At 64.2% G+C, this 15249-nt stretch carries 16 protein-coding genes; 11 read left to right on the top strand and 5 right to left on the bottom strand.

Features of this window, described 5'->3' with window-relative positions; all coding sequences use genetic code 11:
• The 4 genes from FFS18_RS17455 to FFS18_RS11350 all read left to right on the top strand — a co-directional run.
• Nucleotides 1-872, top strand: an 872-nt coding sequence (locus FFS18_RS17455) for a transposase (protein ID WP_171005294.1), incomplete at its 5' end; no start/stop codon positions are given.
• Nucleotides 873-1099: 227 nt separating this feature from the next.
• Nucleotides 1100-3892: a DNA methyltransferase gene (locus FFS18_RS11360; protein WP_137870911.1), complete on the top strand. Its 2793-nt coding sequence runs from the start codon at nucleotides 1100-1102 to the stop codon at nucleotides 3890-3892.
• 287 nt (nucleotides 3893-4179) lie between these two features.
• On the top strand, nucleotides 4180-6003 hold the full coding sequence (lepA, locus tag FFS18_RS11355) for a translation elongation factor 4 (RefSeq protein ID WP_120217186.1): 1824 nt from the start codon (nucleotides 4180-4182) through the stop codon (nucleotides 6001-6003).
• Between the two features lie 92 nt (nucleotides 6004-6095).
• Nucleotides 6096-6941 (top strand): alpha/beta hydrolase family protein, encoded by an 846-nt coding sequence (locus FFS18_RS11350; RefSeq protein ID WP_249340380.1) that lies wholly within the window; start codon nucleotides 6096-6098, stop codon nucleotides 6939-6941.
• Here FFS18_RS11350 and FFS18_RS11345 read toward each other — a convergent pair.
• Complete coding sequence (locus tag FFS18_RS11345) at nucleotides 6928-7281, bottom strand: helix-turn-helix domain-containing protein (RefSeq protein ID WP_171005293.1); 354 nt, start codon at nucleotides 7279-7281, stop codon at nucleotides 6928-6930. The genes FFS18_RS11350 and FFS18_RS11345 overlap by 14 nt on opposite strands.
• Before the next feature lie 155 nt (nucleotides 7282-7436).
• Between FFS18_RS11345 and FFS18_RS11340 the strand changes: the two genes are divergently transcribed.
• Nucleotides 7437-8084 (top strand): GNAT family N-acetyltransferase, encoded by a 648-nt coding sequence (locus tag FFS18_RS11340; RefSeq protein WP_249340379.1) that lies wholly within the window; start codon nucleotides 7437-7439, stop codon nucleotides 8082-8084.
• Between the two features lie 219 nt (nucleotides 8085-8303).
• Here FFS18_RS11340 and FFS18_RS11335 read toward each other — a convergent pair whose 3' ends face one another.
• From FFS18_RS11335 to FFS18_RS11325, 3 genes are all read right to left on the bottom strand, one after another.
• Nucleotides 8304-8576: a hypothetical protein gene (locus FFS18_RS11335; RefSeq protein WP_120217183.1), complete on the bottom strand. Its 273-nt coding sequence runs from the start codon at nucleotides 8574-8576 to the stop codon at nucleotides 8304-8306.
• Nucleotides 8577-8761: 185 nt separating this feature from the next.
• Nucleotides 8762-9061: a CtrA inhibitor SciP gene (gene sciP / locus FFS18_RS11330; RefSeq protein ID WP_120218304.1), complete on the bottom strand. Its 300-nt coding sequence runs from the start codon at nucleotides 9059-9061 to the stop codon at nucleotides 8762-8764.
• A gap of 2 nt (nucleotides 9062-9063) precedes the next feature.
• Nucleotides 9064-9444 carry a hypothetical protein gene (locus tag FFS18_RS11325; RefSeq protein ID WP_137870908.1) on the bottom strand — a complete coding sequence of 127 codons (381 nt, stop codon included), beginning with the start codon at nucleotides 9442-9444 and terminating at the stop codon, nucleotides 9064-9066.
• 144 nt (nucleotides 9445-9588) lie between these two features.
• On the opposite strand from FFS18_RS11325, the gene mnmA reads away from it, so the two are divergent.
• The 3 genes from mnmA (at nucleotide 9589) to FFS18_RS11310 (ending at nucleotide 12189) form a co-directional block, all read left to right on the top strand.
• Entirely contained in the window at nucleotides 9589-10728 is a 1140-nt protein-coding gene (gene mnmA, locus FFS18_RS11320; RefSeq protein ID WP_502704173.1) for a tRNA 2-thiouridine(34) synthase MnmA, read from the top strand.
• Between the two features lie 66 nt (nucleotides 10729-10794).
• On the top strand, nucleotides 10795-11232 hold the full coding sequence (locus FFS18_RS11315; RefSeq protein ID WP_120217181.1) for a hypothetical protein: 438 nt from the start codon (nucleotides 10795-10797) through the stop codon (nucleotides 11230-11232).
• 264 nt (nucleotides 11233-11496) lie between these two features.
• Complete coding sequence (locus FFS18_RS11310; protein ID WP_137870907.1) at nucleotides 11497-12189, top strand: DsbA family oxidoreductase; 693 nt, start codon at nucleotides 11497-11499, stop codon at nucleotides 12187-12189.
• 244 nt (nucleotides 12190-12433) lie between these two features.
• Here FFS18_RS11310 and FFS18_RS11305 read toward each other — a convergent pair whose 3' ends face one another.
• The gene (locus tag FFS18_RS11305; protein ID WP_137870906.1) at nucleotides 12434-13114 is read right to left on the bottom strand and encodes a hypothetical protein; all 681 of its coding nucleotides are present in this window, start codon (nucleotides 13112-13114) and stop codon (nucleotides 12434-12436) included.
• A 147-nt stretch (nucleotides 13115-13261) separates the two neighbouring features.
• Here FFS18_RS11305 and FFS18_RS11300 point away from each other — a divergent pair, with 147 nt between their 5' ends.
• The 3 genes from FFS18_RS11300 to FFS18_RS11290 all read left to right on the top strand — a co-directional run bounded on the left by FFS18_RS11300 (nucleotide 13262) and on the right by FFS18_RS11290 (nucleotide 15104).
• Nucleotides 13262-13501 (top strand): DUF2171 domain-containing protein, encoded by a 240-nt coding sequence (locus FFS18_RS11300; RefSeq protein ID WP_137870905.1) that lies wholly within the window; start codon nucleotides 13262-13264, stop codon nucleotides 13499-13501.
• 257 nt (nucleotides 13502-13758) lie between these two features.
• Nucleotides 13759-14535, top strand: coding sequence for a hypothetical protein (locus tag FFS18_RS11295; RefSeq protein WP_137870904.1), 777 nt, complete (start codon nucleotides 13759-13761; stop codon nucleotides 14533-14535).
• 62 nt (nucleotides 14536-14597) lie between these two features.
• Nucleotides 14598-15104 carry a hypothetical protein gene (locus FFS18_RS11290; RefSeq protein ID WP_249340378.1) on the top strand — a complete coding sequence of 169 codons (507 nt, stop codon included), beginning with the start codon at nucleotides 14598-14600 and terminating at the stop codon, nucleotides 15102-15104.
• Nucleotides 15105-15249 lie beyond the last annotated feature (145 nt).

Below are 15249 nucleotides of genomic sequence, written 5' to 3'. Positions count from 1 at the left end.
GCCCCCCGCTCACCCTGACCGAAGTCACCGCCACCCTCGACCAGCACGGCGTCGACCTCGCCGACGAAGCCAGCATCGCCCGCTGCGCCACCCTCCTCGCGGGGCTGCAACGCAACCGCGCGTTCCTCGCCGACCGCGTCATCGCCGCGCTGAAGGCCAGCTACGCCGACCAGCTCGAAATCAACCGCTATTCGGCGCAGGTCTTCCTCCTCCACCGCAGCCCGCGCGGTTTCTACCTCCGCGCCAACCTCTGGCCCGCCGCAGGCGACGCCGTCACCACCGCGAGCGGCCCCGCGGCCTTCTCCTACGGCGTCGCGCACGACCATAATTTCAGCTTTCTCACCATCGGCTATTTCGGTCCCGGCTATGTCAGCGACCATTATGAAGTTGATCCGGAAGCGGTCGACGGGCGCCGCGGCGAACCGCTGGCCCTCAAATTCGTCGAGCGTAGCCAGCTCAGTGAGGGCAAAATGATGCTCTACCGCGCCCACCGCGACATCCACCGCCAGCTCCCGCCCGAAAGCCTGTCGGTCAGCCTCAACATCATGGACGAGGGCGACCATGTCCCCTGGCGCGACCAATATATCGTCGATCTCGGCCGGCAAGCGGACGGACGCGGCACGATCGCCAAACGCCCGACGCTGACGAGCAGCGAAATGCTACTGCGCTGCGCGGTGCACCTCAGCGACGACGCCCACGACATCGCCGCCCACTTCGCCAAGGCGCACCCCGTCCCCCGCGTCCGCGCCAACGCGATCGCCGCGCTCGCGGCGGCGGCGGAAGGCGAGGGCAGGGCGGCGGTGCTGGAACGCGGGATGGGGGATGCGGACGCGCGGGTGCGGGATGATTGTCGAAGGTGGCTGACAGAATGATCCTCCCTGTGGCGAAGCCATGGGGAGGTGGCAGCGCAAAGCGCTGACGGAGGGGCGCTGACGCTACCTTTACGGCCCCTCCATTCCCATCGGGCGGTCCCTCGCTCCACGGCTGTGGCACAGGGAGGACTTCTGATTCGCACCAGCTTTCGTTCAATTGTTGAAACGCTTACCCCTTGGCGCCCGATTCCGCTTCGTCTAGCTTCGCACCGTCATAAGGGGGCGGCATGCGACTGAGTTGGGACGAAATCAAACGCCGCGCCAAGGCGTTCAGCGAGGAATGGCACGACGCCCATTATGAAAAGGGCGAAACGCAAAGCTTTTACAACGACTTCTTCGACATTTTCGGGATCAAGCGCCGCACCGTTGCCGTCTATGAACAGCGCGTCAAACTGCTCGATAACAAGCACGGCTTCATGGACCTGTTCTGGCCTCGCACGCTGCTGATCGAGCAGAAATCGAGCCGCCTCGACCTCGGCAAGGCACAGGGGCAGGCGCTCTCCTACGTCGAGGGGCTTCACCCGACCGATCAGCCGCGCTGGGTGCTGACCTGCGATTTTCAGAACTGGAACCTGCTCGATCTCGAAACCGGCACCGAGTTGAAATTCCACCTCAAGGATCTGCACAAGCACATTACCGCCTTCGACTTCATGCTAGGGCGGCGCGTCAGCTTCGAAAATCAGGCGGGGGTGACGATCAAGGCGGCGGAGCTGATGGGCAAGCTCCACGACGCGCTGGAGGATGCGGGCTATACCGGCCACGACCTCGAACAATTTCTCGTCCGTATCCTCTTCTGCCTCTTTGCCGACGATACCGGGATTTTCCAGCCGAAGGATATTTTCCTTCAGCTGATCGACAACGACACCCGCCCGGATGGAAGCGATACCGGGCTGATCCTCAGCCAGCTATTCGATGTTCTCGATACCCCGGAAAATCAGCGGCAAAAGGGGCTGTCGGCCGAACTCGACGCCTTCCCCTATGTGAATGGACAGCTGTTCGCCGGGCGCCTGCGCATCCCGCAATTCGACCAGAAGATGCGCGAACATCTGCTCGAAGCCGCGCGCCACGACTGGTCGGGCGTGTCGCCCGCGATCTTCGGCTCGCTGTTTCAGTCGGTGATGGACGCCAAGGAGCGCCGCGCGAAGGGCGCGCACTATACGACCGAGGCGAACATTCTGAAGGTCATCGGTCCGCTGTTCCTCGACGATCTGAACGCCGAACTCGACAAGATCGCGGCGCGCCGAACCGGCCGCGACGCTGCGTTGACCGACTATCTCGCCAAGCTCAAACGGCTGACCTTCTTCGATCCGGCCTGCGGCTGCGGCAATTTCCTTGTCATCGCCTATCGCGAAATTCGCGCGCTCGAACTGCGCGCGCTGCGCCTGCGCTATCCCGACGGCGGCATGAACGCCGCGCTGATGAGCCAGGTCACTGTCGATCAATTCTACGGCATCGAATTTGAAGAGTTTCCGGCGCGTATCGCCGAAGTCGCGATGTGGATGGCCGATCATATCGCGAACAACTGGATCAACGAGGCGTTCAACACCAACATCGCGCGAATCCCGCTCAAGGGCGGCGCGACGATCCTCCACAGCGACGCGCTCGAAACTGACTGGGCCGAACTGCTGCCGCCCGAAAAATGCAGCTATATCATGGGCAACCCGCCCTTCATCGGTGCCAAATTCCAGAGCGAGTTTCAGCGCGCGCAGGTTCGTCGTATCGCCAATCTCGGGGGCAGCGGTGGTACGCTAGACTATGTTGCAGCGTGGTTCATCAAGGCGGGGCAATATCTGCAATCGAATAAGCGCATCCGCATCGCCTTCGTCTCGACCAATTCGATCACGCAGGGCGAACAGGTGGCGCAGCTCTGGCCGATCCTTTTCGACCGCTACGGCCTCGAAATCGCCTTCGCGCACCGCACCTTTAGCTGGGGCAGCGAGGCGCGCGGCAAAGCGCACGTCCATGTCGTCATCATCGGCCTTGCGCACCGCGACCATGAGCCCGTCGAGAAACGGCTGTTTAGCTATCCCGACATCAAGGGCGATCCGGTCGAGAGCCGGCACGCGGCACTGACGGCCTATTTGTTCGATGCCAAGGGCGTGGCGAACCGGCATTTAGTGGTGAAAGAGGAGGCACGACCTATCAACGGTGCGGCGCGTCTACTGACCGGCAGCCAACCTATTGATGGAGGGCAATATATCTTTGACGGTACGGAGCATGCTCGTTTTCTCGAAGCTGAACCCGCCGCCGCGAAATATTTCAAACCTTACCTTGCTGCCGTTGATTTTATTAATGGAGGGCAGCGGTGGGTTTTGTCCTTATGGGATGCCAACCCTTCAGAACTAAAAGCACTGCCGAACGTGATGGAACGTGTTCGCCGCGTTCGCGAGTTTCGTTCTTCAAGCAATCGCAAAAGCACGTTGATTGCGGCAAACACCCCCGCTGAGTTTGGGATGACAGTCATTCCAGATTCTGAGTTTTTGGTTATTCCAAAGGTAAGCTCCGAACGTCGGCAATATGTCCCCATCGGCCACCTTGGTCCTCCAACCATACCTAGCGATCTTGTTTTCATTTTGATGGACGCAACGACCTTCCATTTTGCAATTCTAACAAGCCGGTCGCACATGGCTTGGCTTGGTCATATGGGCGGGAAACTAAAGAGCGATTTCCGTTATTCGATCGGCCTCGTCTACAACACCTTCCCATGGCCCGACGCTACCCCCGCACAGCGCGCCAAGATCGAAACGCTCGCCCAAGCCGTACTCGACGCGCGCGCCGCGCATCCAACTTCCAGCCTTGCCGATCTCTACGACCCCGACACCATGCCGGGAAATTTGCGAAAAGCGCACGCCGCGCTCGATGTCGCGGTCGACAAACTCTATCGCGCCGCGCCCTTCGCCTCCGACCGCGACCGCGTCGAACATCTGTTCGGCCGCTACGAAGCGCTCGTGAACCCGCTCGAACGCGAGGCGGCGAAGCAGAACAAGCGTGTCGCGCGCAAGGCGGCGAAACAGGATTGACCCCCTCCGCGTCTCCGCGCGAAAAACCCCTTTCCTACATTATCTCGCCATGCCAGCACCTTGCCGCTGGCTCTTTGACTCGTTGAAATCTGCTGCCCGATCGCCTCGCGCCAAACGTCGCGGGCGCGCGCGACCTTTGCGATGTTTTGTCCCGGCGCGGCGTGGGTCACGTTCGCGACCTTTGGCGTTAAAGCCACAAAGGACACAATCCCGACCCGCGCACGCGGGGCTTTTGTGGCTTTAAGACCTTGCTGACAGCGCCGCAAACCCCTGCTAGGGCGCCGCGCATGACCACGCCCTTGTCCCACATCCGCAATTTTTCGATCATCGCGCACATCGACCATGGCAAGTCGACGCTCGCCGACCGGCTGATCCAGTTCACCGGCGGCCTGACCGCGCGCGAGATGTCGGCGCAAGTGCTTGATAATATGGATATCGAGAAAGAGCGCGGGATCACGATCAAGGCGCAGACGGTGCGCCTGAAATATACCGCGAAGGACGGCGAAACCTACGAGCTCAACCTCATGGACACGCCCGGCCATGTCGACTTCGCCTATGAAGTGTCGCGCAGCCTTGCGGCGTGCGAGGGCGCGTTGCTCGTCGTCGACGCGGCGCAGGGGGTCGAGGCGCAGACGCTGGCCAACGTCTATCAGTCGATCGAGCACGACCATGAAATCGTGCCGGTGATCAACAAGATCGACCTGCCCGCCGCCGACGTCGACAAGGTCAAGGCCGAGATCGAGGACATCATCGGGCTGCCCGCCGACGACGCGGTGCTCGCCTCGGCAAAGTCGGGGATCGGGATCGAGGAGGCGCTGGAGGCGATCGTCACGCGCATCCCGCCGCCGAAGGGCGACGCCAATGCACCGCTGACCGCGATGCTCGTCGACAGCTGGTACGACCCCTATCTCGGCGTCGTCATCCTCGTCCGCGTCATCGACGGGGTGCTGAAAAAAGGCCAGCAGATCAAGTTCATGCAGGCGGGCACCACCCATCTGATCGACCGCGTCGGCTGTTTCACGCCGAAGCGCGAGGAGCTGACCGAGATCGGCCCGGGCGAGATCGGCTTCATCACCGCGCAGATCAAGGACGTCGCGCAGGCGCGCGTCGGCGATACGGTGACCGACGCCAAGAAACCCGCCGCGGCGCCGCTGCCGGGGTTCAAGGAAGTCCAGCCGGTCGTCTTCTGCGGCCTGTTCCCGACCGACGCGAACGACTTCGAGAAACTGCGCGAGAGCATCCAGAAGCTGCGGCTCAACGACGCGAGCTTCTCGTTCGAGATGGAGAGCAGCGCCGCGCTCGGTTTCGGCTTCCGCTGCGGCTTCCTTGGCCTCTTGCACCTCGAGATCATCCAGGAGCGGCTATCCCGCGAATATGACCTCGACCTCATCACCACCGCGCCGTCCGTGGTCTATAAGCTGAAGCTCAGCCACACCAAGAATGAGGCGGCGAAGGAGATCGAGCTCCACAATCCCGCCGACATGCCCGACCCCAACCGCATCGACGAGATCGAGGAGCCGTGGATCGAGGCGGTGATCTACGTCCCCGACGATTATCTGGGGCCGATCCTGAAACTGTGTCAGGACCGCCGCGGCATCCAGAAGAATCTGACCTATGTCGGCGGCCGCGCGCAGATCACATACGAGCTGCCACTCAACGAAGTGGTGTTCGACTTCTACGACCGGCTGAAGAGCATTTCGCGCGGCTATGCGTCGTTCGACTATCACCAGATCGGCCACCGCCCGGGCGATCTCGTCAAGATGAGCATCCTCGTCAACAACGAGCCGGTCGATGCGCTGTCGATGATCGTTCACCGGGGATCGGCGGAAAGCCGCGGCCGCGGCATGTGCGAGCGGCTGAAGGACCTGATCCCGCGCCACATGTTCAAGATCCCGATCCAGGCGGCGATCGGCGGCAAGGTGATTGCCCGCGAAACCATCGCCGCGCTGCGCAAGGACGTCACCGCCAAATGCTATGGCGGCGACGCGACCCGCAAGAAAAAGCTCCTCGAAAAGCAGAAAGAGGGCAAAAAGCGGATGCGCGAATATGGCAATGTGAACATCCCGCAGGAGGCGTTCATCGCCGCACTGCGGATGGGCGACGACGCCTGATCGGGGCGGCGAAAGCGGGTGTCGCGGCGCTGGCGCTGCTGCTCGCCGCCTGCGTTCCCGCATCGGTCGGGCAAGCGAATGAGGATGCGGCGTTGAACGACAAGCCGATCATGACCTGGCCCGACCTTTTGACCCGCGCCAAGCCCGCGTCCGACGCGACGATCCGCTATGGCGAGGATCCGCTCCAGATCGTCGATGTCTGGGTGCCGAAGGGGCAGGGGCCGCACCCCGCGGTGATCATGATCCACGGCGGCTGCTGGCAGACGTCGGTCGCCGAGCGGGACATCATGAACTGGATCGCCGACGACCTGCGGTCGCACGGCGTCGGCGTGTGGAACATCGAATATCGCGGCGTCGACCGCGGCGGCGGGATGCCGGGAACCTATGAAGACGTCGCTCGCGCCGCCGATCTGTTCGTCGCCGATGGCGCGAAGCACGGCTTCGACACCGGCGGCATCCGCATCGCCATCGGCCATAGCGCGGGCGGCCATCTGGCGCTGTGGCTGGCACGGCGTCCGGCGCTGGCGGCGGGCGATGCGCTGCGCGGCGCCGACCCGATCCGCATCGATCTGGCGATCAGCCAGGGCGGCTTGCCCGACCTGCGCGCCGGGGCGGCCAGCATCGGCCATGCCTGCGGCGCCGACGCCCCCGCCGCGATGGCCCGCGGCGACTATGCCCGCACCTCGCCCCCCGAAATGCCCGTCGGCACCGCGCGCGAGATGCAGTTCAACAATGACCGCGACCATGTGACCCCGCCCGCGACGGGTGCCGCCTACAGCGCCGCGATGGCAAAGCTGGGCGTGACGGTCCCAATGGAGGTGACACCGGGTGAAGGGCATGTCGAACTGATCGCGCCCGACAGCGCCAGCTGGGCCAAGCAGCGCGCCGCGATCCTGACGGCGCTGGGCCGACCAGCCGCCGCGCCTACATCTCGATAACGATCCGCACCTTCGACGGATTGGTGCCCGCGACGCGGGCGATCTCGGCCCGCGTCCGCGCAACCAGGTCGGCGAGATTCTGTCGTCCCGCTACGCCGTCATCGCTCAGCAGATCGGCGGTCGACACGCCGAACAATTGCGACAGCGACCGCAAACGCACCGCCTTTGGCCGCGACCGATCCTGCTCCCAATGGCAGATCGCGGTGATGCTGATCCCCAATCGATCGGCGACGTCGGTCTTGCTCAGTCCCTGCATCCGTCGCAGCCGTGCCAGTCGAGCGCCAAGCGTTTCGATCGCAGGAGCGCCTTCGATCAGGCTGTCGATCGGTGAATGGATCAAAAAACGGTCCCTTGTCGGCTTGCTTTGACGGTCCCCATCATAGAAGTTCACAAGCCCAACCGCTTTCAACATCTCACTGATCGGGTGGTGCCCCATCGCACTGGATTTGCCAGCGGCGCGCGCCGCCTCTATCAGTAATGGATCGGGAGGCAGCGATGACCGCCACGGACGGACAGGCGCCACGACGCGCAAGGGCGATCGCGGATATCGCGGTGCACAGCGCGCTCAACGATGGCACGGTCATCTGCCTGCGCACCATCACACCCGATGATGAGCAGTTACTGCGCGACGGAATCGCCCAATTGTCCGCTGAATCGCGCTATCTGCGCTTTTTTTCGCCGGTGGCGGTCCTGCCCGATGCGGTGATCGAACGGCTGGTCGACGTCGATGGCCACGACCATATCGCGTGGGGCGCAATCTGCACCGAATGCGAAGGGCAACCGGCGATCGGCGCGGTCCATGCGGTGCGCTATGGCGACGGCGGCCGTGCGGGCGAGTTTTCGGTGGCGGTGGTCGATGCATTCCAGGGGCAGGGGTTGGCGCGGATGATGACCGCGGCGCTGCTCGTCCATTGTCTAGCGGAAGGGCTGTCGGTGCTCGACGTGCATATGCTGTCGGAAAACGCCGCGGCGAAGCGACTGGTAAAGTCGCTCGGCGCCGAATGGACCGGCGAGTCGGCCGGTGTTGCCGAATATCGGCTCGATGTGGCAGCGGGCCTTGCCGCGCTGCGCGCCGATACCGACGCGCCGGGGGTGCAGGACGTCCTGCGGGCGCTGGAAGGCAATTCGGGGGCTTCGAACTAGTCCCTCCCACCGCCGGGGGTCGCTACCGGCGGTGGGAAGGTAGGCCGTGGCGCAAAACAAGATGCGTTCCGGCCACACCGCTCTCATAGCCGCGATCGGATTACAAAGTGGTGACCCGCGTCACATGACGCCAAAAGCGCGAAAATTACAGTCGCACACGACAAAGGGCGCCGGAATCGATCCGGCGCCCTTCGCGCTGCCCTTTAGGGAAGGCAGGCCTTACTTCTTGGCCGGGTCCGCGCCGACTTCCGACGGGGCGATCTCGCCATTGTCGTCCATGGCGTTGGCCTTTTCTTCGCCAGCGGCTTCGACAGCATCGGCCTTGTCTTCCATGGCTTCCTTGGCCGGACCTTCGGGCATGGCGTCGGCCTGATCGTCGATCACGTCTGCCTGCGCTTCGGCCTGATCTTCGACCTTGTCGGCAGCGGGGCTCTGGCAGGCGCCAAGAGCGAGGGCCGAGGTGGCGGCGAGGGCAATGAACATCTTACGCATAATCGAGTGACTCCCAAAGTTGACTCCGGGGCTTAACGCGGGGTGAACAATAGGGTTGCAACGAAAACGTCAAATTGCCGAAATGCTGTGGATTTGTCGCGCCTCGCAGGCTGGTCACGGTCGAAGCGGACAAAAAAGAGGGCGCCAAAGCGCCCTCTTTCGCCTGGTTTTTTGCGCGACCGCGGTCAGAAGCGCTGCTGACGCTCGTACAGATCGCGGTAATGCTGGATGCGCGTGACGCGCAGCCCCGGCATGCCGCTGCGATCGATCGAGCGTTGCCAGCCGGCAAACTCCTCGAGCGTCAGGCTGTAGCGCTCGCACGCTTCGTCGACGCTGAGAAGACCGCCATTGACCGCGGCGACAACCTCGGCCTTGCGACGCACGACCCAGCGCGTCGTCGACGGCGGCGGCAGCGAGTCGATGGTCAGCGGTTCGCCGAGGGGGCCGATGACCTGAGCCGGCCGGATTTTCTGATTCTCGATCATATTCATTCCATAGTTTCGACGTCGGGGGGGAATGTGTCCGACGCATTTGTCTCTAAAACAGAGGGGCTCAACATCGGCTGAAATCCTCTGGTAAACAGGCCGTTCATAGTTTCGGGCAGAGCGTTCGCTCCGTCCGACAGGTCGAAGAAACGAACGACACGCAGCGCTTTTTGTTCCGGCGCGCGGCGCGATCCGCCGAGCGTGTGGCGGAGCGCGTTAAGTGTTTCCGTATGCACCCGGCGACTCGCATCTGCCTGCAACAACCGGACGGTCGGCTGCGCTGCCTGCCGCGCGCTCGACACGGCCAGGATGATGTCAAAGCCGGGCTTCGACAGTCTGGCCGCACCGGCAAGGCGCGGGAATTCGGACGGTGCGACATTCATGATGCTGGTCTAGCGCGGACCACCTAAGGTCACGTAAATGCCCATTTCATGCCTTGTTAGCGAAGCTTAACCCCCGTCAATATCTTGACAGTTGCGGCGGAAAAGCTGGATTTTTTGGGTTGGCGTCCCTAGATGGCGCGCATCATGGCAATGATGATTTCTCCCGTCGGACTGGCTCAGGCCGACTTTCAACTGGCAGCTCCATTGAAGGATCGCCGAATCGTGGTCGCGATGTCGGGGGGAGTCGATTCGAGCGTCGTCGCCGCGCTGGCGGCGCGGTCGGGGGCCGAGGTCATCGGCGTCACGCTGCAACTATATGACCATGGTGCGAAGGCAAAGCGCGTCGGTGCCTGCTGCGCTGGACAGGATATTCGCGATGCGCGGGCGGTCGCCGACCGACTGGGCTTTGCGCATCACGTTTATGACCATGAAAGCCGTTTTCGTGACACGGTAATCGATCAGTTCGCCGACGAATATCTGGCCGGTCGGACGCCGATTCCATGCGTGCGCTGCAACATGGGGGTCAAGTTCACCGACCTGTTCGCGCTGGCAAGGGAGCTCGGCGCCGATTGTCTGGCGACCGGCCATTATGTCCGCCGCATGATCGGGCCGAACGGCGCCGAACTGCACCGCGCGGTCGATCCGGCGCGCGACCAGAGCTATTTTCTGTTCGCGACGACGCAGGCGCAGCTCGACTTTTTGCGCTTCCCCTTGGGCGGGCTGGAAAAGAGCGTGGTGCGCGAGATCGCGCGCGAGCTGGGGCTGGGGGTCGCGGGCAAACCCGATAGTCAGGACATCTGCTTCGTTCCCGACGGCGATTACGCAACGCTGGTCCGCAAGCTGCGTCCTGAAGCCGATGATCAGGGCGAGATCGTTCATGTCGACGGCACCGTATTGGGCGCGCACAAGGGGCTTATCCACTATACCGTCGGCCAGCGGCGCGGGATCGACATCGGCGGACAGGCGGAGCCGCTCTATGTCGTGCGGCTGGATGCTGCGGCAAAGCAGGTGATTGTCGGGCCGCGCCGCGCGCTCGCGGTAGCAGCGGCGCGGCTGGGCGAGGCGAACTGGCTGGGCAATGTCGATGACCGCACGGTGCTGGCCAAGGTTCGCAGCATGGCGCGGCCGGTACCGGCGCGGGTGGTCGGCGACCGGCTGATCTTTGTTGCGCCCGAATTCGGCGTCGCGCCGGGACAGGCCGCGGTGCTTTACGACGCTGCCGAGGCAAGCCGCGTGCTGGGTGGTGGCTGGATCGAAGAGACTTTTGCCGCCGACGCAACCTAAGCCCGCGCAACCATTGACATTCCCGCCTGTTGGTTCAGCTTGGACGACAGGAATGGGGAGACGATCATGACCAACTGGATCTGGCGCGGCGCGGTGCTGCTGTGGGCTGCCTTTTTTGCCATCGTGGGTTTGCGCGGCGTCATCGACCCGGCGAGCTATTCGGAGACGTTCAACTTCTCGATCACCGGGGTGGCGATCAACACACTGCGCGCCGACCTGTCGGCCTTTTTCATCGTGGCGTCGGGTGCGGCGGTGCTGGGCGCCCTGGTGCCCGGGTGGGTACGCGCCTTGCTGGTGCCGGCGGCGCTATTTGGTACGGCGCTCGCCGGTCGTCTGATCGGTGCGGCCATGGGCGATCCGACCAATTGGGGCATTATTCAGGGCATGATCGTCGAAGCTTTGACGGTCGTGCTGATGCTGGCGAGCTGGTGGGCCTTGTCGCGGCCCGCCGAAGCACCGGTCGTGGTGGGCGATAGCGGCGGCCTGGACGATACACCCCTCTGATCGGTGACCGCGAATCCGGGTCGGTTGTTGTGTTTTGAGCCATTCTATGAGCTAATGCCCACCGGGTTGCTTCTTTTCCCTTTCACGGTGGACGAAGCGTATGGCAGTCGATGATGAGAAGCGAGCACCGTCGGACAGGCGGTCGACGGACAGGCGCGTTGCCGACGATCCCGGCTATAAGGGGCCAGAGCGGCGCAAGGCCGACCGGCGCTCCGGCAAGGATCGCCGATCGGTCGATTGACCGCGCGGCACGGGAGAGTTTCTTTGGCTGAACCGAATTTGCCGCGGCTGAGCGTCGATATCGTGTCCGATGTCATGTGCCCTTGGTGCATCATCGGGTGGCTGAAGTTCCAGCATGTGATGGCGCATTTCGCCGCGCGAGTCGATTTTCGCGTCCAATGGCATCCGTTCGAACTCAACCCCGATATGCCGCCCGAAGGCGAGGATGCCGCCGCGCACGTCATGCGCAAATATGGCATTACCGCCGAACAGAGCCGCGCCAACAGCGGCAAGCTGGCGGGCATCGCGGCCGACCTTGGCTTTCAGTTCAACCGGGGACCGGGCTTCCGGATGCGCAACAGTTTCGACGCCCACCGCCTGCTGACTTGGGCCGGGGCGCTGGAAGAACCTGATCAAGCGGCGGCAACCGGGGTGCAGACCGCGCTGAAGCTGGCGCTGTTCGCGGCGCATTTCACCGACAATCGCGATGTGAGCGACCATGCGGTCCTTGCCGACGTCGCCGCCTCGGCCGGGCTCGATCGCGCCCGCGCCGCGGCGATCCTCGCTTCGGGCGAGTTCGGCGAAATGGTCCGCGCCGAAGAGGCCTATTGGGCCGACCAGAATATCACCGGCGTTCCCGCCTTCATCCTGGGCGGTCGCATGTTGATTCCCGGCGCGCAGGATCCCGAGGTGTTCATCCGGGTGATCGAGAACAAGATACTCGCCGCGGCGGCGTGACCGCGTCGCCGCAGTGTGCCGAACGCCTAGCGCTTTGAACGCAGAATGTCGGCGAGCGCGATCGGGCCGATCGTCAGCGCAAAGCTGATCATCATGAAGGCAAAGACGAGGACGGGCGTTTGCATAAGCGGGTGGGTCATTGATCGGCTCCCTTGAAATGGCGATGTCCCGCCATCACCGCATTGCCGGTCAGCGTCGTTGATCTGCGTCAAATCGCCTTTGCGCCAGCGCGCCGCCCCCTGTGCTAATCGTCGGTATCGTCCGGCGCGGGCGGCAATTCCCCGCGCAGCGGCGGGTTCGGGCCAACGAGCTGGCGGGCGATGTCGGCGGCGATCAGCTGGGCCACCGGATCATCACGCCGCGCGCCATATTCGTCGTGGCGCGCGGTCAGATAGGCGGTGCGGTCGTCGGCGGGCAGCGCGGCGGCTTCGGCATAGAGGCGCACCACCTGTAGCCATGGGGCGTCATCGGTCAGCACATCTTCGGCCCAGCGGCTGAACGGCCCGCCTGCGGGCGTCCACCCGCCTTCTGATTGGCGGAGAAAGAACAGCACCCGCGAACCCCTGGGGACCATGTACCGGATACAGCCGCCGGTCTGTGACAGCGGGTGGGCATGTTCCAGATCGTACGGATGGCTGAGGATCGCCAGCGGAGCCGGGGCCAGCGCGATTGGCAGGCTCGTCGGTGCGGCGGCGCGCTCGCCCTTGATCGCCGCCACCGGCGTGATGTCGATCCGCATGGCATCGGGATCGTCGATGGCATCGATCGCGGTACCGCCATCGACGGTCGCGAGCAGGATCATGTCGGCGCCTTCGACCAGTTCCATGTTCGTCGGGATCCGGTAATCGCCGGCGACTGAGCAGGCCGCAGCGGGAAGCGGCGCGGCGACAAGCGCGGCGGCAGCAAGCGAGAGCAGGTTACGCATCGACAGAGCGTAGAGCATGGCGGCGCGCGCAGGAAGCCTGGCGTTGCTTTCGGGCGGCTCGTCGGCGCCGCCGGATCGATGGCGGCTGCCGGACGTTCGGGCACCAGACTTTGCGGGCGGTCCCGCAAGGCGGCAAGGAGAATGACGATGGCTGAGCATGACCATAGTGCGATCAAGGAACATATGAATGTCATCGGCGCCGATGGCGTCCATGTCGGCACCGTCGACCATCTCGACGGCGAGCGGATCAAGCTGACCAAAGGCGACAGCGGCGATGGCAAGCATCATTTCCTGCCCGCCGGACTGGTCGCGGCGGTGGAGGGTGATACGGTACGCCTGTCGGCAACCGGCGCCACCGCGGTCGACCTGTTCGAAGAGGCCGAATAACCGGCGCGCCGCGCGTACGTATCAGGCGCGATGGCCCGCTCCGGTATTTGGGGCGGGCCATTTCTTTTGCGTCGCGGCGCGCGCTGCCGCCGGGGCGGGATTTTGCGCAAGGTCAAAGACTCGCACCCGATTTTGCGGTACTGGAGTCGCACAGTCGGCGCGGCCGTGAACGGCCCGCCGGCGGGGTCGTTCGGGCTGCGCGACAGGCCACAAACGCCGCGCCATCCCCCATGTGGCAATGCAACAGGGGAAAGAGCATGAAGCATTTTTCGATGAAGAGCATCGCGGCGCTGGCCGCGGCTTCGATGTTGGTAACGCCGGTGCTGGCGAAGCAGGCGCCGGGGTTGCAGGATTTGGTGGGTGCGCGCGGGTCGAGCGGCGAAACGCAGCTGGAAATGCGCGGCTATACGCATATCGAAACGCACAACGACGGCGACCGCAAGCATAGTTACTGGTGGAACCGCGACAGCAAACAGTGCGCGCATGTCGTGACGTGGGACGGCAAATATCAGTCGGTCGAAACGGCGTCGCGGTCCGACTGCAACCAGGGCGGCGGCGGCGACAATGCCGGGGCCGCGGTCGCGGCGGTCGCCGGGATCGCGCTGATCGCCGCGCTGGCGAGCAAGAAGCACCACAAGGACAAGGAATATGACCAGCAGGGGACGGGCGATTTCGACCGCGGTTACCGCGACGGCCTGTATAACGCGCCCTACCATAATTATGGCCGGTCCGACGCCTATTCGAGCGGCTATCAGGCGGGAGTGAACGAGCGCAGTTCGAACCTGGGCCATCATTATGGCGGCGGCGGTTATGCCGAGGTCGGGCAGTATATGGACCTGAACGGCGCGCGCGCGTCGAGTGCCGATGATGCGATGCGCAGCCGCGGGTTCAGCAATGTCGACAGCTTCAAATCGGGCAACACCGCGTACAGCGTGTGGAACCGCCGCGCGAGCCGCCAGTGCGTGCAGATGACCGTCGCCGATGGCCGCGTTTACGACATCCGCGACATCGGTACCCACCCGCGCTGCCGATAGGCGGCGGCGCGATCGCGACGGACGGCTGGCGCCCGGCGGCAAGGCTGCTATGGGCGGGAGCGATGAAGCCTGTGGGATCGCGAAGGGTGGTGCTGGCCCGGTTGAAGGCCAAGCCGTTGCTGGCGGGGCAATTGCTGTGCGCGCTGGCCGCCGCTGTCCTCGTGCTACGGCAGGCACTCCCGGTGTGGGACGATGGCGCCGCCGCGGTGGTGCGCGCGGTGTTGGTTGGCAATCTGCTGGTCGGCGCCGCGATCGCCGCGGCGCTGGTCGGCTTCGCCGCCTTTCACCGCGCGTGGCGCTGGCGCGATGCCTATATCTGGCACGATGGCGCGATGCTGTATCGCGGCGGCGGCGAGCGCTGGCCGCTGGCGCTGGTCCAGGATGTGGTGGTGGCCAAGGGCGAGCTGGGCATCGCGTCGCTGCGGCTGGTGGTCGACGACGACAGCGAGGTGACGCGCGAGCTGGTGAAGCTGTACCTGCTGGAGGATGCGCCCGAGGCGGTGCGCGGCGGGGTGATGTTCGCGGTCGCCGGGGTGCGCGGGTTTCCGGGCGGATCGATGCTGAACTGAGCGGGCGGCGGCGCCGGAAGTTGTCAAACTTGGCACCGCATCGGCCCCGGAAACAAGCGGTTGGCAACCGGGCATAGGACGCAAAGATCGCCAAGGTCGTCCATTGCGGCGGCGGCGCGAAACGTCGCAAAGGTCGCGCGCGGCC

This window comes from Sphingopyxis sp. 2PD (genome assembly GCF_005503695.1).
In the GTDB taxonomy this organism is placed as follows: Bacteria; Pseudomonadota; Alphaproteobacteria; order Sphingomonadales; family Sphingomonadaceae; genus Sphingopyxis.
Note: the sequence above shows the minus strand (reverse complement) of the source record. Positions and strands in the feature narration are given on the sequence as shown.